The sequence below is a fragment of the Ferrovibrio sp. GW821-FHT12F09 genome (genome assembly GCF_058806775.1).
This window is the reverse complement of record NZ_JBXAPZ010000002.1, coordinates 1255720-1276723: the sequence shown is the minus strand read 5'-3', so window position 1 is coordinate 1276723 and position 21004 is coordinate 1255720. Positions and strand designations below refer to the sequence as shown.

The 21004-nt window shown below is 66.7% G+C and carries 17 protein-coding genes; 1 reads left to right on the top strand and 16 read right to left on the bottom strand.

Going from position 1 to position 21004, the window contains the following annotated elements:
* Window positions 1–10: 10 nt before the first annotated feature.
* From addA to AC1ROB_RS19170, 13 genes are all read right to left on the bottom strand, one after another.
* Window positions 11–3490, bottom strand: coding sequence for a double-strand break repair helicase AddA (addA, locus tag AC1ROB_RS19230; RefSeq protein WP_492969496.1), 3480 nt, complete (start codon window positions 3488–3490; stop codon window positions 11–13).
* A complete protein-coding gene (gene addB / locus AC1ROB_RS19225; protein WP_492969497.1) occupies window positions 3487–6465 on the bottom strand; it encodes a double-strand break repair protein AddB in 2979 nt (992 codons plus the stop codon). The genes addA and addB overlap by 4 nt, the downstream gene beginning before the upstream one ends.
* Window positions 6462–7172, bottom strand: coding sequence for a nucleotidyltransferase family protein (locus AC1ROB_RS19220; protein ID WP_492969499.1), 711 nt, complete (start codon window positions 7170–7172; stop codon window positions 6462–6464). The genes addB and AC1ROB_RS19220 overlap by 4 nt, the downstream gene beginning before the upstream one ends.
* A complete protein-coding gene (locus AC1ROB_RS19215) occupies window positions 7172–8164 on the bottom strand; it encodes an aminoglycoside phosphotransferase family protein (protein WP_492969500.1) in 993 nt (330 codons plus the stop codon). The genes AC1ROB_RS19220 and AC1ROB_RS19215 overlap by 1 nt, the downstream gene beginning before the upstream one ends.
* Window positions 8157–8639, bottom strand: coding sequence for a tRNA (adenosine(37)-N6)-threonylcarbamoyltransferase complex ATPase subunit type 1 TsaE (gene tsaE / locus AC1ROB_RS19210; RefSeq protein ID WP_492969501.1), 483 nt, complete (start codon window positions 8637–8639; stop codon window positions 8157–8159). Before tsaE ends, AC1ROB_RS19215 begins: the two co-directional genes overlap by 8 nt.
* Before the next feature lie 13 nt (window positions 8640–8652).
* Complete coding sequence (locus AC1ROB_RS19205; RefSeq protein WP_492969502.1) at window positions 8653–10746, bottom strand: PAS domain-containing sensor histidine kinase; 2094 nt, start codon at window positions 10744–10746, stop codon at window positions 8653–8655.
* 110 nt (window positions 10747–10856) lie between these two features.
* The gene (gene ahcY, locus AC1ROB_RS19200; RefSeq protein ID WP_492969503.1) at window positions 10857–12251 is read right to left on the bottom strand and encodes an adenosylhomocysteinase; all 1395 of its coding nucleotides are present in this window, start codon (window positions 12249–12251) and stop codon (window positions 10857–10859) included.
* 117 nt (window positions 12252–12368) lie between these two features.
* A complete protein-coding gene (locus AC1ROB_RS19195) occupies window positions 12369–12665 on the bottom strand; it encodes an HPr family phosphocarrier protein (protein WP_492969504.1) in 297 nt (98 codons plus the stop codon).
* The gene (locus AC1ROB_RS19190; protein ID WP_492969505.1) at window positions 12665–13072 is read right to left on the bottom strand and encodes a PTS sugar transporter subunit IIA; all 408 of its coding nucleotides are present in this window, start codon (window positions 13070–13072) and stop codon (window positions 12665–12667) included. The genes AC1ROB_RS19195 and AC1ROB_RS19190 overlap by 1 nt, the downstream gene beginning before the upstream one ends.
* Window positions 13073–13140: 68 nt before the next feature.
* Window positions 13141–14046 carry an RNase adapter RapZ gene (rapZ, locus tag AC1ROB_RS19185; protein ID WP_492969506.1) on the bottom strand — a complete coding sequence of 302 codons (906 nt, stop codon included), beginning with the start codon at window positions 14044–14046 and terminating at the stop codon, window positions 13141–13143.
* A 5-nt stretch (window positions 14047–14051) separates the two neighbouring features.
* Window positions 14052–14546 carry an HPr kinase/phosphorylase gene (locus AC1ROB_RS19180; RefSeq protein WP_492969507.1) on the bottom strand — a complete coding sequence of 165 codons (495 nt, stop codon included), beginning with the start codon at window positions 14544–14546 and terminating at the stop codon, window positions 14052–14054.
* Between the two features lie 82 nt (window positions 14547–14628).
* Window positions 14629–16224, bottom strand: coding sequence for a stimulus-sensing domain-containing protein (locus AC1ROB_RS19175; RefSeq protein WP_492969508.1), 1596 nt, complete (start codon window positions 16222–16224; stop codon window positions 14629–14631).
* 39 nt (window positions 16225–16263) lie between these two features.
* Window positions 16264–16971 carry a response regulator transcription factor gene (locus AC1ROB_RS19170; RefSeq protein ID WP_492969509.1) on the bottom strand — a complete coding sequence of 236 codons (708 nt, stop codon included), beginning with the start codon at window positions 16969–16971 and terminating at the stop codon, window positions 16264–16266.
* A 109-nt stretch (window positions 16972–17080) separates the two neighbouring features.
* On the opposite strand from AC1ROB_RS19170, the gene AC1ROB_RS19165 reads away from it, so the two are divergent.
* Complete coding sequence (locus AC1ROB_RS19165) at window positions 17081–17497, top strand: DUF2306 domain-containing protein (protein WP_492969510.1); 417 nt, start codon at window positions 17081–17083, stop codon at window positions 17495–17497.
* Here AC1ROB_RS19165 and AC1ROB_RS19160 read toward each other — a convergent pair.
* The 3 genes from AC1ROB_RS19160 to AC1ROB_RS19150 form a co-directional block, all read right to left on the bottom strand.
* The gene (locus AC1ROB_RS19160; protein WP_492969511.1) at window positions 17477–18289 is read right to left on the bottom strand and encodes an ABC transporter permease; all 813 of its coding nucleotides are present in this window, start codon (window positions 18287–18289) and stop codon (window positions 17477–17479) included. The two genes, AC1ROB_RS19165 and AC1ROB_RS19160, sit on opposite strands and share 21 nt — an antisense overlap.
* Window positions 18286–19056: an ABC transporter ATP-binding protein gene (locus AC1ROB_RS19155; RefSeq protein WP_492969512.1), complete on the bottom strand. Its 771-nt coding sequence runs from the start codon at window positions 19054–19056 to the stop codon at window positions 18286–18288. The genes AC1ROB_RS19160 and AC1ROB_RS19155 overlap by 4 nt, the downstream gene beginning before the upstream one ends.
* 96 nt (window positions 19057–19152) lie before the next feature.
* Window positions 19153–20916, bottom strand: coding sequence for an adenylate/guanylate cyclase domain-containing protein (locus AC1ROB_RS19150; RefSeq protein ID WP_492969513.1), 1764 nt, complete (start codon window positions 20914–20916; stop codon window positions 19153–19155).
* Window positions 20917–21004: the final 88 nt, after the last annotated feature.

Here is a 21004-nt window from a genome sequence, read left to right as displayed (position 1 = left end):
CTACGACCAGTCACGTTGCAGTGAAAGCCGCAAGCCGCTGATCTAGCAGCAAAGCCGGCAGCGGCATGAGCCGCGGGGCATGGGTCCAGAGCAGGGCGGCCTCGACCGGACGGTCGGGAAAAATCCGGGTCAGCAGGGCGCGGTACAGCGCCATCTGGTCCAGATAGGCGGGGTCGACATCCTCGGCCCGCAGCGGCGGCGGGCGATTGGTCTTGTAATCCACCACCAGCACGGCCGCGTCTGTCACCAGAAGACGGTCGACCTGGCCCGCCACCAGCCGGTTGCCGATCCGTCCGGCCAGCGGGGCTTCGGCCCGGGCGCCGGCGGCAAAGACCCCGGCGAAATCCGGGTCGCGCAGCACCGCCAGCACTTCGCTGCCGATCTCGTTCTGCTGTGCCGGGGCCAGGCCATGGACAGGATGGGCGAGGAAGCGCAAGGCGGCTTCGGAACGGTCAGCCTCGGGCAGCTCGGGCAGGATCTGCAGCAGGCGATGGATCAGGCGGCCGCGCGCCAGACCGGCCAGACGGTCGGCGGCCATGGGACTGAGCGGCGGCGGATCGGCCTTGCTGGGCCGCGAGGGACTGAGCGGTTTCGGCGGCGTCGGATCGGGCGGTGCCGGCCGATGCAGCCAGGCCGGCGTCGGCATGGCCGGCACGACCGGCGCCTCGGCCTCGGCTGTGCCGCGGCTTAACGGGAAGCTCTCGAACCGCAGGGCCGTATCGCCCCAGGGCAGCGCTATGCCCTCCTGCGGCTGCAGGGCTGCAAAGCCATTGGCGACCAGATCGTACCAGCTGCCTGGCGCCGGGCCTTTTTCGGCCGTGCGGCTGTTGAGGTAACCGCAGATATAAAGCCGGTCGCGGGCGCGGGTCAGCGCCACGTAGAGCAGGCGGCGGTATTCCGCCAGCTGCTCGCCGTGGCGTGCGTTGCGCAGGCCGGTCGTCAAGGCCACATCGTTGTCCTTGCGCATCGGCCAGTAGAGCTGCGGCACGGCGCGTGCGAGTGCGGGGCCGGGCGCATGCATCGGCGGCTGCGGCGCTTCGCCCCAGAGCAGACCTTCGTCGCCCTGCGCCTGCGGCAGGTCGCAGGTATCGGGCAGGATCACCACCGGCGCCTCCAGGCCCTTTGCCCCATGCACGGTCAGCACGCGCACTTCGTCGCGGCCCTGGTCGAGGTCGCGCTTCACCTCGCCGGCATGGCGCGGGAACCAGCTGACGAAACCCTGCAGGCTGGGGGCTTCCTCGCGTTCGTAGGCCAGCGTGGCGGCGAGGAATTCGTCGATCGGTTCGTTGGCCTGCGGACCCAGCCGCGCGATCAGGCGCCGCCGGCCGCCGCCGGCGCCCAGCAGCTCGGCATAGAGCGTGAACGGCGGTGTCAGATCGGCCTTGCCCAGCAGCGCCTGCAACTCCTGCAGCGCCGCCAGCCAATGCGGCTGTTCGCCGGCGCGGGCCCGCAGGGCATGCCACAGGCGCGGCTGCGCACGGTTCCAGCACAGCGCGAACAGATCGTCCTCGCTGAAATTGAACAGCGGGCCTTTCAGCACGGCGGCGAGCGTCAGATCGTCATCGGGCAGCAGACAGAAACGGCCGAGCGCCAGCAGGTCGAGCACGGCGATCTGTTCGGCCAGTTTCATGCGGTCGGCGCCGGCGACCGGCACATTGGCGGTTTTCAGCGCCTGCACCATCGCCTCGAAGAACACGTTGCGCCGCCGCACCAGGATCATCACATCGCCGGCGCGCAGACGGCGGCCCTGGTTGGGCAGGTCTTCGTGATCCATCCAGTGGCGGATCGTTGCGGCGATCTGTTCGGCCAGGCGCACGCGCGGATCCTTCTGGCCGACGTAATCCAGCGGCGCATCCCAGGGTTCGCTCTCGGCTTTCGGATCGGGCTTCAGCGGCGGCCAGAGTTCGATGCGGCCGGCGGCCTCGCGCCGGCTGGCCTTGTGATTCAGCAGCACGCCATCCTGCACCACGCCGGGTTGGGCGGCCTCCGGCGCGAAGACGGCATCCACCAGCTGCAGGATCGCCGGCGCCGAGCGGAACGACATTTCCAGCGGCACCGGATGCAGCTGTTCGCCCACGGCCTCGGCACGGCGACGGAAATCCTGCCGCATGTCGAGGAAGGCCTGTGGTCGCGCGCCCTGGAAGCTGTAGATCGACTGCTTGACATCGCCGACGGCGAAGACGGTGCGCCGCAGGCCGTCGCGCGCGCCGCTGCCGCTGAAGAATTCCTCGGCCAGGGCGGCGATCACCGACCATTGGTCAGGACTGGTATCCTGCGCTTCGTCGACCAAGATATGGTCGATGCCCTGGTCGAGCTTGAACATCACCCAGGGCACCTGGCTCGGCTCGACCAGCAGGTCGCGGCTTTTCAGGATCAGGTCGTCATAGTCCAGCTGGCTGCGGGCGGTCTTCAGCGCCGTATAGGCCGTCAGCACGCGCTCGCCCAGCCGCAGCAGCATGGCGGTGGCCTCGGCGATGGTGAGAGCATTCAGGGTTTGCTGCAGCTCGATCAGGCGTGTCTGTTCCTCGCCCAGGATGTCGCCGCAATCGGCGGCGACAGCGATGGCGGCCTTGCTGGCCATGCTGGCGCGCGGCTTGCCTTCGGCAGTGAAGAATCCGGCCAGCCAGTCGCTTTCGAAGGTTGCGGCCGGCATGCTGGCGGCCAGCCAGTCGCCGAGCGGCAGGCCGATCTTCTGGTCGGTCTTGCCGCCGCTGCACAGGGCGCCGACGGCACGCCGCAGTGCCGGCCCATCCATGGCGTCGATATAAGCGGCAATCGTACTGTCGCGGGTCGCATCGGGCGGCAGGTCGAGCATGGCATGGAGCGCGCCGATGGCCGCTGCCGCGCCGCCATGGGCGTCGAGCAGAAGGGCGAGATCGCGCCGGCGGCCGAGCAGGGCTTTCAGCAGGGCGGCGAAACGCGTGTCATCGACACTGGCAGCGAAGAAGTCGATCACCGGCTTGAAGCCGGTATCGCGCAGGCCGTCGCCCAGCACCTGCGCCTGGGCGGCGGCGAACAGGTCGGCGGTCACGCTTTCATCGGCCACGGCAAAGCCCGGCGGCACATTGGCCTCGACCGGGAAACGCTTCAGCAGGGCTTCGCAGAAAGCGTGCACGGTCTGGAGTCTGAGGCCACCGGGCGCCTCCAGTGTGCGGGCGAACAATCGCCGTGCCGCGCCCATGTCGCTGTCGGTGACCGCGCGGCCGAGCAGCTTGAAAAGCTGCTCTTTGAGGGCCGCATCAGGCAGCGTTGTCCATTTGCCGAGCCGTTTGGTCAGGCGCAGCTGCATTTCCGCCGCCGCCGCCTTGGTGAAGGTGAGGCAGAGAATGCCGCTCGGCCGCGTGTCGTTCAGCAGCAGGCGTGTGACGCGGTCGACCAGCACGGTGGTCTTGCCGGCGCCGGCATTGGCGGCCACCCAGGTCGACAGTGAGGGATCGGCGGCGGTGCGCTGTCCCATCTCATGGGCCAGTTTTTCATTATCGGGGGTCATGACTCGTCCCCCATGCCCTCGGCGCGTTCGGCGACACGGGCAAGATGATCGTAGTCGCCGGCATAGTCGACGAATTGCGGGCGCGGCCGCGACAGATAAGGCATCTCGGCATCATCGAAGCGCGCCACCCAGGCGGCCAGTCGTGCGAGGGCTTCCTGCGCCAGTTCATTTGCCGGTGGAATTTTCGTGCGGCTGGTGCTTTCGATGCGACGCGCCTCGCCCGGCTCCGCGCCGCCGCCGCTCAAGCGGATATAAACCAGTTCGGCGATAATGCCGGGGGCAAGGCCGGCAAAGCCGCCGGCTGCAGCAATCGCTGCTTCCAGCGCCAGTTGCGGCGACAGGCCTGTATGCACCTGTTTGGCCGAGGGTGGGCGGCCGGTCTTGTAGTCCAGCACGGCCAGACTGCCATCGCTGCTGTTGCGGTCGATACGGTCGGCCTTGGCCTGCAAGGTGAAGAGCCCGGCCGGCGCTGCGATTTCCAGCGCGCCTTCCTGTTCCAGCACAGCCGGGTGGCAGCCGGCGGCGCGGCGTGCGCGTTCCCAGGTCAGGAACCACTGCATGGCGCGCTCGAAACGCGGCCACCACAAAGCCGCGATCTCCGGCCGCAGCAGCCATGGGCCAAACTGCTGCCGGCCCAGCGCCTGCAATTCCGCCAGCGCCGCTGTTTCATCCGGCAAGGCGTCCGGATATGTCTTCAGGAATGTCTCCAGCACGCTGTGGATCACCTCGCCGCGCAGACGGGCATCCGGCGGCTGGTCCGGCGGATCCAGGCTGCGCAGTTTCAGAATGTGCTTGGCATAGAGCGCGTAAGGGTCGCGGATCCAGGTTTCGATGGCGGTGACATAGAGCGCGCGTGGCCTAGCTTCGACCGGCGGGCGTGGCTCGGGCCAGACGGAGGCAAGCTTTTCCGTTGGCGTATCGATCTGCTCGGCCCAGTGCAGATATTGCGACGCGTCAGTCGCGGACCAGCGCGCATCACCCTCCAGCAGTGCGTCCAGCCGCAGCAGCCAGCGCGCCGGCACCGTGGGCGTGCCGTCGACCTTTGCGGCGCGGGTCAGGATCACGTCATGGCCGCAGGCGGCCTGCATGAAGTCATGGGCGGTCTGTCCCAGGCGGAATTCCGGCGGACTGAGGCCGAGTTTTTCGCGCATCGGCCGGCTCAGCCAGGGATCCTCTCTGGCCTGTGGCGGCCAGGTGCCTTCGTTGAGGCCGCCGAGGATGATGCGGTCGGCATGCTGCAGTCGGGCTTCCAGCAGGCCCCAGATGAACAGGCGCGAATGCGCGCCGCGTTTCGGCCGCACCACCTGGCCTTCCAGAAGGGCATCCAGCAGGCGCGGCCAGGCGGCCGGGTCGAGGCTGCCGAACTGTCCGGCGGCCTGCAGCAGATCGACCACCAGGCCGTGCAGGGTCTCGCCGCTGTCGTGCTGCCACAGCGATGGCGCGTCGTCGTCTTCGGCGGCGGTCAGCGCCTCGGCCGCCGCGATCTGCGCACGCAGCAGCTCGTCCAGGGCGACATCGGTTTGCTGCTGCAGCGCCTGCAAAGGCTGCAGGATGGCCGAGAGGCGGCCGAGCACCGGCAGCAGGTCGCGATCCTTTTCGCTTTGCAGGTCGGCAAACAATCCGGGCAGGCCGGTCTGCGGCCGGGTCCGGCGCAGCACGGCGCGTTCCAGCCGCCGTGTCCAACGCAGCAGGTCGAGGCGCTGCAGGCCGAGCCGACAGAAGGGATGCTTCAGCAGCGCCAGCAGCGGCACCGGCGCGCAATCCTCCGCCACCGCCTGGGCCAACAGGCGCAGGAACACGGCCGGTGGCGTCTGGTCCAGCGGCGTGCCGGCGGAATCGTCGATGGCGATGCCATAGCGCGCCAGTTCGGCGGCGACGCGGCGCGCCAGCATGCGGTCGGGTGTGATCAGCGCCGCGGTGCGGCCCGGCTGTTCCAGCGTCTCGCGCATCAGCAGCGCAATCGCCAGCGCTTCTTCGCGCGGTCCCGGTGCGGCGATGCGCTGCAGACCCTGCAGCGCGCTATCAGGCAGCGCCGCGCCCATGCCGCCCCAGCGATGGGTTTCGCCCGGCGGCAGCAGAGCGGCCGAGAACAGCGCGGCGCGCGCGGTGGCCGTTTCATCGCTATCCGTGCCGGGCCAGTCCTGCACGGTGCCGCGGAGCACGCCCAGCACATCCAGCAGGCGCGCCAGGGCATGCTGCGGATGGGTTGGTTCGGTATGGGCCGCGGTCCAGGCGGCATCGTCCAGCCGTTGATCGAGTCCGGGGAGTACCACGCAGCCCTGCGGCTGCCGGGCGATCAGCTGCAGCAGCCGCGCGGTGGCGGGAATGGTGCCGGTGGAGCCGGCGGCGATCACCGGCCCGGTCGGCGGATGCTGCTGCCAGTGCTCGACCCAGCGCTGGGTGAGGCGCTGGCGGTGTTCCGCCGCATCCAGCCGGCCCTGCTCGGCCTTGATTGCCGGCCAGGCGGTGCGGATCACCTGCAGAAAATCCAGCGTCTGCTGCCAGTGGATGCTGAGTTCCGCCGGGACCAGATCGGGCAGGCGGTCGAGGCCGACTTCCTCGGTGGCCGCAGAGTCGAGCAGATGGCCCAGCTCGCGCGCCAGCCGCAGCGCCGTGGCCGGATCGCCGCCGGCCAGCTCCGATGCGCGCACCAGGCGCGCCAGCAGCAGGCTGCGGTCCAGCGCGGTGAAGGGCAGGGCTTCGCCGGCGCTGTCACTGTCATGCAGGTCGAGTTCGTCTTCGTCGATATCGCCGAGCGGGCGGATCACCGGCAGCAGCAGCGCCGCGCCGTCGCTCTGGCGCAGGAAGGCTTCGCCCAGCGCCCGGCAGGCGCGCCGGGTGGGCAGCAGGACGGTGACGCCGGAAAGCTGCAGCGGATCGCGGCCATAGCGCTGCAGGATGCCGGCGGCCAGCGCATCGAGAAAGGCGCGGCCCGGCGCAATCGTGAAGACGGCGGGGTCGGCCGCGCGTGTCATGCCAGTAATGCCTCGGCCTGCGCGAGGCCGTCATGGGTGCCGACATCCATCCAGTCGCCGCGATGCACCAGGCCATGCAGGCGGCCGGCGGCAATGGCGCGGTCGTAGAGGGTATTCAGCGAGAAGGCGTCCGGCGGCGCGTTGTGAAAGAGCGCAGGCTGCAGGATCTGCACGCCGGTATAGACATATGGCGCTGCTGGCTGTGCACCGCGCCGGATCAGCCGGTCATCGGCCGCCAGATCGAAATCGCCCGGCCCGCCATGACCGGTGGCGCGTTCGCGTGGTTGCAGCAGCAGCAGGCCGTCCATGCGCGCTGGATCGAAGGCCGTGGCCAGACGGTTCAATGAGGCCTCGCCGTTATCGCGCCAGATCAGATCGGCATTCACCGCATAGAAGGGCGCATCGCCCAGCAGGGGCAGCGCTTTGGCGATGCCACCGCCGGTTTCCAGCAGCCGGTCGCTTTCGTCGGAAATGGTGATGGCGATGTCGTGGCGCGTCGCCAGATGGTCGCGGATTTTATCGCCGAGCCAGTGGATGTTGACGATGGCTTTTTGCACGCCGGCTTCGACCAGACGATCAAGGCAGCGATCCAATAGCGTGCGGCCGGCGACATGGACCAGCGGCTTGGGCGTATGGTCGGTGATCGGCCGCAACCGCGTGCCCAGCCCGGCGGCCAGCACCATTGCCGTTGCGGGCGCGCGGTCCATCACAGGCCCGGCAGCGGCTGGCGCCGCAGCGCCTGCGGCACCATGGCATCGAACCAGCCGCGCAGATCGGCCAGCGCCGGATGCGCCAGATCGCGTTCCACCAGGCCCCACATGCGGGGCATGAAAGCCTGATACTGCGGCTTGCCGTCGCGTTTCCACAGGCGGGTGAAGATGCCGAGGATGCGGGTGTTACGCTGGGCGCCGAGGATGGCATAGGCGCGGCGGAATTGCGCATCGTTCACGCCACTGCCGGCGATGTAACGCTGCAGCATCGCTTCAGCCAGATCGGGATCGACATCGCGGCGTGCGTCTTCCAGCAGCGAGATTAGGTCATAGGCCGGGTGCCCTGCGACCGCATCCTGGAAATCCAGCAGACCAAGACGGGCCGGGCCCTCGCGCTGCGGCAGCCACAGCAGGTTCTCGGCATGGAAGTCGCGCAGCACCAGCACGCGCGGTTCGGTATCCACTTCGGGCGCCAGGATGCTCCACAGGAAGCGGAAGGCCTGGCGCTGGGATTGCGGCGTCTCGCGCCCGGTCAGCGCCGGCAGATACCAGTCGAGGAACAGTTCCACTTCATCGATCAGGCGCTGTTCGTCGTAAGGCGCGATGCCGGCGGGCGCCGGATGACGATGCAGGTCGAGCAGGAAATCGATGGTCGCTTCATACAGCGAGGTTTCATCCTGCCCGTCACGGATCAGGCGGGCGAAGAGATCGTCGCCTAAATCTTCCAGCAGCAGGAAACCGTGCTGCGCGTCTTCCGCCAGGATGCGCGGCGCGCTGTAGCCAAGGGTTTCGAGATGCCGGGCGATGCGTACAAACGGCCGGATGTCTTCCTGTGGCGGCGGCGCATCCATCAGGACGGCCGAAGTCGCGCCGCGCTGTAGGCGGTCGTATTTGCGAAACGAAGCGTCGCCGGCCAGCCTGCTGCGCGCGGCGTCGCCCCAGCCGGCTTTGGCAATGAAGGCCGTGGACAGCAACAGGCGGTCAGTCATGCGCGGACACCGTAAAATCAGTCAGACGTGCGGCCCAGGCGGCATCGCCTAGCAGGTCGGCCTGGCGCGGACCATCGGCGCCGGCCGTAGGGGTCAGGCGGATGGTCAGGGCGGAAGCCGGGGCCTGATTGCCCATGCGGTCGGGCCATTCGATCAGCGTGATCCCATCGCGCAGGGCATCGTCGAGGCCGAGTTCGTCCAGCTCGCGGATATCGCTGACGCGATAAAGATCGAAATGCCACAGCGTGCCAGCATCGGTATCGTAGGTCAGCACCAGATTGAAGCTGGGGCTGGGCACTTCGGTGCCGGGACCGCTCAGATGCCGGATCAGGGCGCGGGCGAAGCTGGTCTTGCCGGCGCCCAGCGGGCCATCCAGCAGCAGGGCATCGCCAGCCTTAAGCTGCGGCGCCAGCGCCAGCGCCAAAGCGGCGGTGGCCGCCTCGTCGGGCAGCGAAAGACGGCGAATCAGCGGCATGATGGGGTTGAGTCTACTGACGGGCCGTCAGGGCCGCAATCGCGTCTGCCGGCAGGCTGTCGCCCTCATGGCGCGGCAGCAGGATTTCCACGGCCTGCGTGCCATCCTGCTCGCCGGTGAGCCGCAGCTGTGCGCCATGCAGGTCGAACAGGCCGCGGGCGACGATCAGTGACAGGTCGGCATTGGCGCGCCGGCGGTCGGGCGCATCGACCAGATCGGCAAACAGCTGGCGCGGCTGCACCGGGCTTAAGCCCCCGCTGTGGCATTCGATACGCAGGTTGACATGACCGGCGCGGCTGCTGCCCAGCTGCAGCGCCACATGGCCGCCCTGCGGTGTGCCGTCCAGGGCGGCAGCCATCACGCTGTCGAGCGCCTGGCGCAGGCGCTGCTCGTCGCCGCTGATTACGGCACCGCCGGTATTTCCGTCGGGCAGATCGAGGCGGATGGTGCGGCGGTCGGCCAGTTCACGCCAGGCTGTCACTTCGTCGCGCCACAGGGTTTCCAGCGCCAGGGGTTCTGGATCCAGCGCCATCTGGCCGACCTCGATGGTGGCGATGGCGATGATATCGTCGAGCAGGCGCAGCAGGTCGCGCGAGGTCTTCATGATATCGGCGCAGTATTCTTCCTGCCGGGCATTCATCGGCCCGAGGATGCCCTGGGCCAGCACCTCGGTCATGCTGATCAGCGTACCGAGCGGCGAGCGCAGGTCATGGGTGATGTTGCTGATGAAGGCCGCATTCATGCGGTCGGTGCGTTCCAGCGCCTCGTTGCGCTCGCGCAGGGCGCGTTCGATACGGATGCTGGCGCTGACATCGAGATAGGTATAGAGCACCGCGCCATCGGGCAGCGGCACCGAGGCATAGTCGATCACGGTGCCGTCGCCGCGCTCCAGCCGGCCGCGGGTGGCCTTGCGGCTGGCGAAGCTGTCGATCAGGCGCTCGCGCAGCTGCACCCAGTCAGGCCCGCGCTGCATCAGTGGGCGAGCGGCTTCCAGCACTTCGGTGATATGCGGCTGGCGGTTCAGCACATCGGGGTCGATCTGCCAGAGCTGCGCGAAGGCGCGATTGTAAAGCGAGATGCGGCCATCCGAGCCATAGACGACCACGGCTTCGTAGAGATGGTCCAGGGTGGCGCGCTGCACCGCGATCATGGTGTTGGTGGCGCGCTCCAGGGTGAGCTGCCGCGTCACATCGTCATAGGCAAAGAGCAGGCCGCCCGAGGGATAGGCACTGATCACCAGCCGCAAGGTCGAACCATCGGGCAAATGGATCAGCTCTTCCTGCCGCTCGATCACGGTGGTGAAGAGCCCGATCTGGCTGCGCTTGTAAGTCTGCCAGTCGATCTGTTCCGGCAGCCGGCGTTCGGCCCGCAACTGTTCCAGCACTTCGCCGAATCCTGGGCGGGTTTCCAGCCAGGCTTCATCGAGCTGCCACAGGCGCGCATAGGCGCGGTTCCAGATCAGCAGCTTGCGGTCCGGGCCATAGATCGCGGTGGCGGTGGAGATGGTGCGCAGCACTTCCATATGGGCTTCCATATGGCGGCGCAGCTGGCCGCGCGCGTCGGCCTCGGGCGTGATGTCCTGGCCGAAGCCGAGCGTGCCGTCGCCGGCCGGCAGTTCGAAGATGCGATAGTTGCGGCGGTCGCCTTCGGCAACGAACCGGCGTTCCTGCGAGCGCAGTGTCGCCGCCTCGCGGGCGGCCAGCGCCAGGTCGCGCGGCTGGTCGAGATCGTGGGCGGAGGCCAGTTCCAGGCCGCGTTCGATGGCGTCTTTCGCGGTCGTTTCCGCCATCAGGGCATAGCGCGCATTGACCCAGAGCAGGCGGCCTTCGCCATCGCGGCGCCAGATCGGGAAGGGCGCGGCATCCAGCAGGGCGCTGGCCTGCTGTTCGGCCTGACGCAAGGAGTCGTTTTCGGCGAGCAGGGCATCGAGGCGCTGCTGCAGGGCCTGTGCCGCCTTGCGCTCGCCGTCGCGGGCAATGCCGGTGGCGACCGCTTCGGCTTCCGCGATCTGCAGCCGATCGGTCAGGCCGCGCAGGCGCCATGTCTGCCAGCCGGCGAAACCGGCTGCGGCCGCGGCAAGAACCGCTACCCAGACCGTCTCGTTCACGCTTGCATCTCCACAGCCCCAGACATGCCGGCCACTATAGACAAGGCGTCAGAAACAACAAAGGCCGGGGAATACCCCGGCCTTTGCGTCTGTCAGGCTGGTGGCCTGCATTAATAGCGATAATGATCCGGCTTGAACGGGCCCTTGTCGGCGATGCCGAGATACTTGGCCTGCACCGGGGTCAGCTTGGTCAGCTTGGCGCCGACCTTCTCCAGATGCAGGCTGGCGACCTTCTCGTCCAGATGCTTGGGCAGGGTGTAGACCTGCTTGTCGTACTTGCCCGGATTGGTCCAGAGCTCCATCTGCGCCAGCACCTGGTTGGTGAAGGAGGCGCTCATCACGAAGCTGGGATGGCCGGTGGCGTTGCCCAGGTTCACGAGACGGCCTTCCGACAGCACGATGATGCGCTTCTTGTCGGGGAACTCGACCTCGTCCACCTGCGGCTTCACATTGTGCCACTTCATGTTCTTTAGCGCACCGATCTGAATCTCAGAGTCGAAGTGGCCGATGTTGCACACGATCGCGCGATGCTTCATCGCGCGCATATGGTCGATGGTGATGACATCCAGGTTGCCCGTCGCGGTGACGAAGATGTCGCCCTTGGGGGCGGCGTCTTCCATGGTCACGACTTCGTAGCCTTCCATCGCCGCCTGCAGCGCGCAGATCGGATCGATTTCGGTGACCATGACGCGGCAGCCGGCGTTACGCAGCGAGGCGGCCGAACCCTTGCCCACGTCGCCGTAGCCAGCGATGACGGCGATCTTGCCGGCCATCATGACGTCGGTGCCGCGGCGGATACCGTCGACCAGGCTCTCACGGCAGCCATACAGGTTGTCGAACTTCGACTTGGTCACGCTGTCGTTGACGTTGATCGCCGGGAAGAGCAGGCGGCCTTCCTTGGCCATGACGTACAGACGATGCACGCCAGTGGTGGTTTCCTCGGTCACGCCCTTGATGGCGGTGCCCATCTTGGAATACCAGCCGGGCGAGGACTTCAGCTTCTTGGCGATCGCGGCATAGAGGACGGTCTCTTCCTCATTGGTCGGCTTGGAAATGACCGAGGCGTCCTTCTCGGCCTGCATGCCCAGATGGATCAGCAGGGTGGCGTCGCCGCCGTCGTCCAGGATCATGTTCGGTGCGCCGCCATCGGCCCATTCGAAGATCTTGTGGGTATAGTCCCAGTATTCTTCCAGCGACTCGCCCTTCACGGCGAAGACCGGGATGCCGGCCTTGGCGATGGCGGCAGCGGCATGGTCCTGGGTCGAATAGATGTTGCACGACGCCCAGCGGATGTCGGCGCCGAGCGCCTGCAGGGTTTCGATCAGCACGGCGGTCTGGATCGTCATGTGCAGCGAGCCGGCGATGCGCGCGCCCTTGAGCGGCTGCGACTTGCCGAATTCGGCGCGGGTGGCCATCAGACCGGGCATTTCGGTCTCGGCCATATCCAGTTCCTTGCGGCCCCAGTCGGCCAGGCCGATGTCTTTAACGATGTAATCCGCGCTCATTTCAGCTGCTCCAGTTGGCGAGATTTCCAAAACTGGGCGCCGGTATAGCAGGGGGCGGCCGGGTCTGTCCAGCCTTACATAAAGAAATCTTTATATAGGAATATGACCGTCTACGGCCTATTCAGGCTCCCCGAACTTGCCCTCCACCAGGGCGACCAGGGCCTCCAGGGCGGCCTGAGCTTCGGCGCCGGTGGCGGCGATATCGATGCTGCTGCCCTGGGTGCCGGCCAGCATCATCAGGCCCATGATGGATTCCCCGTTGACCGTCTGGCCGTCTTTCGAGACCTGGATGCGGGCCTGGGGAAAGCGGGCGACCACCTGGACGAACTTGGCTGCCGCGCGGGCATGCAGGCCGCGCTGGTTCGGGATCGTCACGTTGCGCGTCAGGGCGCCGCTGGCCGTCGGGGCATTCATCAGGCGGATTCTCCCGCCAGCAGCTTGGACGCCACGTTGATGTATTTGCGGCCGGCTTCCTGGCCGGCGCTGACCGCCGTGGCCAGATCGGCCTTGGCGCGCACACTGGCCAGCTTGATCAGCATGGGCAGGTTCACGCCGGCGATCACTTCCACCTTGGCCTGGTCCATGATCGAGATGGCGAGGTTCGAGGGCGTACCGCCGAACATGTCGGTCAGCACGATCACGCCGCGCCCGGTTTCGACGGCCGCGACGGCGGCGAGGATATCGGCGCGGCGCTGCTCCATGTCGTCATCGGGTCCGATGCAGACGGCGCGCATGCTTTTCTGCGGACCGACCACATGCTCGGTGGCGTGGATGAATTCCTCGGCCAGGCGGCCGTGGGTAACGACGACAATACCGATCATGGGACGCTATCGATCTTGTGACGGGGCATGGGGCTGGGGATCCTTTAACGGCTGCGTCAGGCCAAGGTTCAGGCCGGGGCCAGATCGCGGTCGCGGTGGCGGATATCGACACGTTGTCCGGCATCGCGCAAGTGTTTGCCCAGGGCCTCGGCAACCGCTACGGAACGGTGGCGTCCGCCTGTACAACCGATGGCGATGGTCAGATAGCGCTTGCCCTCTTCGGCGTAGCGCGGCAGCAGTGCGCCGATCATGCCGGTGAGCCGGGAAAAGAAATCGTCATAGCCGGGATCGGCCGCGACATAGGCGGCCACCGCAGGCTCGGTGCCAGTCTGCGGTCGTAAGACTTCGTCATAATGCGGATTGCGCAGGAAGCGCACATCGAACACCAGATCCGCCTCGCGCGGCAGGCCAAGTTTGTAGGAAAACGAGGTCACCATGATACTGAGGCCGGGCAGGGCGTCCAGCGCGAATTGCGCGGCCATAACCTGCCGGAATTCGGGTAATGCCAGGGCGGAGGTATCCAGCGTGACATCCGCTTCGCTCTGCAGCGGCAGCATCAGGCGGCGCTCGGTGGCGATGCCGTCGGCGACCGGCCGGTCGGCGGCCATCGGATGACGCCGCCGCGTGGCGGTGAAGCGCTTGAGCAGGATGTCGTCGTTGCAGTCGAAATACAGCAGCTGCACGGCCAGGTCGGCGCGCTGCTTCAGTTCGCCGATCACGGTAATCAACGCATCGGTCTGGAATCCGCGGGTGCGGCTGTCGATGCCCACGGCGATGGCACGGCGCGGCTGGTCGGATGCCGGCTCATCCTCGGGCGAGGCGAGGCGGCGCAGCAGCGAGATGGGCAGGTTGTCGACGGCTTCGTAGCCGAGATCCTCCAGCACCTTCAGGGCGGTGGTCTTGCCGGCGCCGGACAGGCCGGTGACGACGACAACGCGGATCGGCTCGGCTTTGGCAGGGTCCGCGGCGGGCATGACCATCAGGCCTGCTGCCGGAACGCAACGACAGTCTCGGCGCCGAAGGCTTCGGCCGGCGTGAACAGCCGGCCGGTGGCGGCACGGGCCAATGCCCATTTCACCTTTGCCGCCGCACTGGCCTCGAAGGCATGCAGCGCGAGGCGGGGCAATGCGACATCGCACAGCGTTTCGTAAGCTTCATCGGGCAGGCGGGGCACGTCGGCGGCGGTCACCAGATCGATCACCAGCGCCAGCGGCGTCGGATCGGCGGCCATCACAGGCACCGGGCCTAGGCCACGGATTTCCAGCAGGCCGCGGATGGCGGCAGGCGCTGCCGCGATCACGCGCGCACCCTGGCGGCGCAAAGCCGTGCGGTCGTCGGCCACCAGCATGGCGCCGGCCACGCCATAGGCTTCGATCAGTCGGAGTGCGAGGTCGGATTTGCCGGCGCCCGAGGGGCCGCGCAGCAGCACCGCCTCGCCGTCAATCGCCACACAGGTTGCGTGGACAGTCAGCATGGGCGGGCAGCCTGCCGCCCGCTCCGTGCACTGTCAATACATGCTTCTGTGGATATCCGCCGGGTTGGTTAATACCCGCCGTTCAAAGCGGCAGACGGACCACAAAGCGGGCACCGGTCGGCCCGTCGTCACGGTTCTCGGCATGAATCTGGCCGCCGAGCGACTGCACGATCTGGCGGGCAATCGAGAGGCCGAGGCCCGAATGCAGACCGAAAGCCTCGGCGGATGGGCGTTCGGTGTAAAAGCGCTCGAAGATCGATTCCCGGTTTTCCTCCGGAATGCCGGGGCCATGATCGGTGACGCTGAACACGATGTGGCGCGGTTCCCGGCGTACGATGACCGTGATGATGCCCGCGGGCGGGCTGAAGGAAATCGCGTTGTCGAGCAGGTTGCGCGCCACCTGGCCGAGGCGGTCCTCAAAGCCCGGCGCCAGATAGGGGCCGGGCTCGATCAGCTTCAGTTCGATATGCGGGCCGCTATCGCCCAGTCGGGTGGCGTAGGGCTCGATCACCGACTGCAGCATGGCGGCGATATCGATCGGTTGTGCTTCGGTGCGCGCCAGTTCGGAATCCAGGCGCGAAGCGCCGGAGATATCGGTAATCAGCCGGTCCATGCGGCGCACGTCATCCTGCATCACGGTCAGCAGCCGCGTGCGCAGTTCCGGCTTGTCGGTGCGCATGAAGGTTTCCATGGCGCTGCGCAGCGAGGTCAGCGGGTTCTTGATTTCATGCGAGACATCGGCGGCGAATTTCTCGATGGCGTCCAGACGCTGGGACAGTGCCGCCGTCATGGCGCGCAGCACGCTCGAAAGATCGCCGATCTCATCCTGCCGGCCAGAGAAATCGGGCAGCGACAGATGGGCGATGCGGCCCTTGGCGTCGCGGATGCGGCCTGCCGCCTCGGCCAGACGATGCACCGGCCGCACGATGGCACCGGCGAGATAGAGCGAGGCCAGCACGGTGAAGCCCAGCACGGCGGCAAAGACCTTGAGCACGCCAAGCCGCTCCTCGCGCACGCGGGCATCCAGCTCGGCGCTGTCGATATTCAGCAGCAGGGCCCCCACCACCTTGCGCAGGCCCTGTACCGGTACGGCGACCGACAGCATGATGCGGCCGTCGGGCAGGTCGCGCAGCTGCTCGCCGCTTTCGCCGTTCAGGGCGCGGCTGGCTTCCGGGTAATCGTTGGCATGGGTGAAGGGCAACTCGACATAGCTCGGCAGCTGCAGGGTGGTCATGAACAGGGCGTTGATGTTGTCGTAGAGGCCGATCAGCGCCTGTTCCCAGGGCGTGTCGATATTGGGCGGCGCCAGTTGGCGGGTCACCACGCCGCGCCCGGCGGCCAGCAGCAGGCGGCTGTCGGCAATCATCTCGCCCTCGGCATCGAACAGCCGGGCGCGGGCGCTGGATTGCGTGGCAAGGCGTCGCATCAGCTGGCGCGCCAGCTCCGGCTCCAGCGTCGGCGTGAATTCGGTGGGCGAAATGGCGGATTCGCCCAGGGCGCCGGCGATCAGGTTGGCTTCATAGCGCAGCGCATTGATGCGGGTGTCGATCAGGCTCAGGCGGAACTGGTCGAGATAGAAAAAGGCCAGCACCAGCGCCAGCGGTGCCGCCAGGTTGATCAGCAGGATGCGGCGGGTCAGCGGCGACATCACCCGCCGTCGCGTGCGCTGTTCGCTCACCGCCGCATCTCCGTGATCGTCCTTCTTTCAGGCGGCAGCTTACGCCGCCGGTTCCTTGAAGCGGTAGCCGACGCCATACAGCGTCTCGATCGAGTCGAAGTCGTCGTCGATGCTCTTGAACTTCTTGCGCAGCCGCTTGATGTGGCTGTCGATGGTGCGATCGTCGACATAGACATTGTCGTCGTAAGCGGCATCCATCAGTTGATCGCGGTTCTTCACATGACCGGGGCGCTGGGCCAGCGCTTCCAGCAGCAGGAATTCCGTCACGGTCAGCGTGACATCCTCGCCCTTCCAGGTGCAGCGGTGGCGGGCCGGATCCAGTTCCAGCGCGCCGCGCACAATCATCTTGTCGGCCGAAGTCTGCTCGGCGCCCGGGCGATTGGCTTCGGCGCGGCGCAGCACCGCCTTGATCCGCTCAATCAGCAGGCGCTGGCTGAACGGCTTGGTGATGTAATCGTCGGCGCCCATCTTCAGGCCCAGCACCTCGTCGATCTCCTCGTCCTTGGAGGTGAGGAAGATCACCGGCACCTGGCTGACGCGGCGCAGCCGGCTCAGCGTTTCCATCCCGTCGAGCCGTGGCATCTTGATGTCGAGGATGACGAGATCGGGCACCTGCTGGGTCAGGTGGCGCAGGGCCTCGGCGCCGTCATTGTAGGTGCGGACCTTGTAGCCTTCCGCTTCCAGCGCGATCGAGACCGAGGTGAGGATGTTGCGGTCGTCATCGACCAGGGCAATGGTGGCGCTCACGGCAAATCCTTAAGTATCACTGGGCTAAATCCCGGAAAACCGGTGATCCAAGTCACATCTATATAGCAAGCCGCTGGCGGTTTTGCAGGGGCCGCAGCAGGCTGGCGGCATGAATTTCGCCCCGCTTCTAACGGCCGGCCCGGCCGTTCATATCCATCTGGCGGCCACATTTCTGGCGCTGCTGCTGGGAATCGCCATGCTGGTGCGCCGCAAGGGCACCGGCGCACACCGGCTGCTTGGCTGGCTCTGGGTCGGCCTGATGCTGACGGCAGCGGTCAGTTCCTTCTGGATCACGGGCATCACCGGCACTTTCAGCCCGATTCATGCGCTCAGCGTGCTGGTGCTGGTTCTGGTGCCCCTGGCCATCCTGGCGATCCGGCGCGGCAAGGTCGCCCGGCACCGCATGGCGATGATCGGCCTGTTTTTCGGCGCCCTGGTGATTCCGGGCCTGTTTACCCTGCTGCCGGTGCGGCTTCTGGGGCGACTGTTGACCGATGGCGTGGCTTTATTCGCCTTGGCCCAGTAACAGCCCGCGGCGGCGCGCCGCCTCGAACAGGCTCAGAAAGACCGCAAAGCCGAGCGCCAGATACAGGGCGTTCAGCGCGAAGGCGCCGATCAGCAGATCCTGCCGCAGCACGCCGTCCACCAGCAGCGCCCGCATGCCTTCGAACACATAGGCGGGCGGCATCGACCAGGCCACCGCCTGCAGCCAGCCCGGCAGCACGCTGACCGGGTAATACACCGCTGCCACCGGCAGGATCAGGAACATGGCGCCCCAGGCGGCGCTTTCGGCGCCCAGGCCATGGCGCATGATGAGGCCGCAGACGGCGATGCCGATGGCCCAGCCAAACATGGTGAGGCTGAAGAAGAAGCCGGCCAGGCCCAGGCCCATGCTGTAGACCGAGAAGTCGAAGAACAGCCAGGCCATCAGGCTGACCGGGATCATGCCGACCAGGGTGCGCAGCAGGCCCATCACCAGGATCGAGGCGGCGAATTCGCTCGGCCGCAGCGGGCTGACGAACAGGTTGCCCAGATTGCGCGACCACATCTCCTCCAGGAAGGAGATCGCCACGCCGAGCTGCACGCGGAACATCGAGTCCCACAGCATCATGCCGGCGAGGAAGACGCCGAAGGCCTGGGCGATATAGGAGGTCTTGCTGGCGAGGAACTGGGTGAGGAATCCCCACATGATCATCTGCACGGCGGGCCAGTAGATCAGCTCGACAATGCGGGTCCATGAGCCCGACAGCAGATACCAGTGCCGGCGCAGCATGGCGTGCATGCGCTGCAGGCTGCAGCTCAGCGAGTCCGTCATCATGCCGGCACCTTCTGTTCGGCGGCCTTGCCCTGGCCGCGGGCGATATCGAGGAACACTTCCTCCAGATTGCTGCGGCCGTAGCGGGCGATCAGTTCCGGCGCGGTGCCGCGGTCGACGATGCGGCCCTGCTTCATCATCAGCACCTGGTCGCACAGCCGTTCGACTTCGCCCATGTTATGCGAGGCCAGCAGGATGGTGGTGCCGCGCTCCTGGCGGTATTTTTCCAGCAGGCTACGCACCCAGTCAGCGGTATCGGGGTCCAGCGAGGCGGTGGGTTCGTCGAGCAGCAGCAGGTCGGGGTGATTGATCAGCGCCTTGGCCAGGGCCACGCGGGTCTTCTGGCCGGCCGAGAGCGCGCCGGCCGGGCGATCCAGCAGGGCGGCGAAATCGAGTTCCTGCGCCAGTTCGGCGATGCGCGCGGGCGCCTGCTTCACGGCATAGAGGCCGGCGAAGACCATCAGGTTCTGCCGCACGGTCAGGCGATGCGGCAGGTCCACATAGGGCGAGGAAAAATTCAGCCGCGGCAGGATGCGGTGGCGCTCGCGCAGCATGTCGGTGCCCAGGATGGCGATGCTGCCGGCCGAAGGCTTCAGCAGGCCGAGCAGCATGGCAATCGTGGTGGTCTTGCCGGCGCCGTTGCCGCCCAGCAGGGCCGTGACACTGCCCGGCTTCACGGTGAAGTCGATGCCGTCAACGGCACGCACCAGCGATTCTGCCTGACCATAGGTCTTGGCCAGGCCGGCCACGGCAATCGCGGAATCAGTCATGATACAGGCTCTGGCGGCTGACGGAGGGGCGAGGCAAAACTGATAGGCAGATGCGGCAGGATTGTCCAGCCCGACCTGGGCCGGGCCCGGCGGCCGTCACTTGCTGGTCATGGTCCAGATGCCGTCCCAGTTTGCCGGGGCTTCTTTTTCTAGGATCGCGACGCGGCTGAGGAAGGCATCCGCCAGACGGTCGCCGCCGGCGCTGGTCCGGCCCTGCTCCAGATGCTGGCGCGCAACGGCCCAGTCGCCCCGGCGATAGGCGGTCAGGCCTTCGGCAAAGGCGGCATCGCGGGCATGCTGTGCCGCATCGGCGTGACCATAGACCTCGAAGACGCGTTCCGGTTCGGTCTTGCCGACCACGCGCATCATGTCGATCTCACGCATGGCAAACTGGTCGCCCACCATGTTGCGGGTCTGCGTGTTGACCATGATGCGGGTGCCATAGGCCTTGTTGGCGGCTTCCAGGCGCGAGGCAAGGTTCACGCTGTCGCCCAGCACGGAATAGCTTTGCGAGAATTCCGAGCCGATCGAACCGACAAGCATCTCGCCGGTGGCGATGCCGATGCGGATGTCGATCGCCGGCAGGTTGCCGCGCACGCCGATCAGGTCGGGCAGTTCGGCATTGAAGCGCTCGAGCTGCTTCACCATGTCCAGCGCAGCCTCGCAGGCCAGCAGGGCCTGGCGGTCGCTGGCCACGAAGGGAGGGCCCCAATAGGCCATGATGGCATCGCCGATATATTTATCGATGACGCCGTTATGCTCGCGCACCGGCTGGGACATCAGGGTTAGGTAGCGGTTCACCACCGCCAGCAGCGCGGCAGGCGACAGGCGCTCGCTCAGCGCCGTGAAGCCCTGCATGTCGCAGAACAGCACGGTCATGATCCGTCGCTCGCCCTCGCTATGGGCGAGATCGGGGCGATCCAGCAGGCCCTCGACAATACGCGGATCCATGTATTTGCCGAAGGTGTCGCGGATGCGCTCCTTCTTGCGCAGCTCTTCCACCATCACATTGAAGCTGGCCGTGAGCTGGCCGATCTCGTCGCGGGACGAGATCGGCAGGTCGACATCCAGGGAGCCGCCTTCGATCCGCTGGGCGCCCAGCAGCAGCGCCTTCACCGGCCGGACCAGGCTGCGGGTGATGAAGCCGGCGGCGACCAGGCCGAGCGCGCAGGCCAGGATGGTGACAAGCATGTTGGCCAGCATGAGGTTTTCCTGAAACTGGCGCACACTCTTGGCGGCGCCTTCCAGAATCAGCCGCATGTCGTTGCGATACCGCTCCAGCCGCTCGTTCACATCCGTGCTGCGTTCTTCGATGGGATCCAGTGCGGCATACACTTTCCGCCAGTCTTCAGCGGCGAGGCCGTCCAGCACCGGGGCCAGCACCCGCTCCTCTTTGCTGAAAAGTTCCAACATCATTTCGAGTTGGGCATCCACCCGCGCAATCGCCTGATCGTTATGGAAATAGGAATCCCATGCCAGCAGGGCGGCCAGATGCTGTCGTGTCGCGCCCAGCTCGTTTCGGACATCCTCGATCGACTTGAAGACGGTCGCGCGATAGGCTTCGTTGTGGTCGTTGCTTGTCATATCGCCCGAGCGGACATGCACGATCAGGCGCCGCAGGGCGAGGTCCTCTTCCACCGAACGGATATGGGCACGCGCCAATCCGGCATAGGCGGGCATGTAATGCTTTTCGATCAGGGTGAGTTCGTCGCTGACGATTCGCGCCATCTGGCTGGCGATCACGGCCACCAGCACCATGATGGCCAGCAGGCTGGCGGCGACGGCGAAGATCTTGGCGCCGACGGACCGCAGGATGCTGACCTTGAAAGGGAGCGCGGCGATGGCGGAGAAGAAGGTCATGAAAGTCCCGGTCGGATCGTCAGGGTCGGCAGCATGACATAGCGGGGGCGGTCCGGGAAGGGATCCTGGATGCCTGCCGCCACCTGTC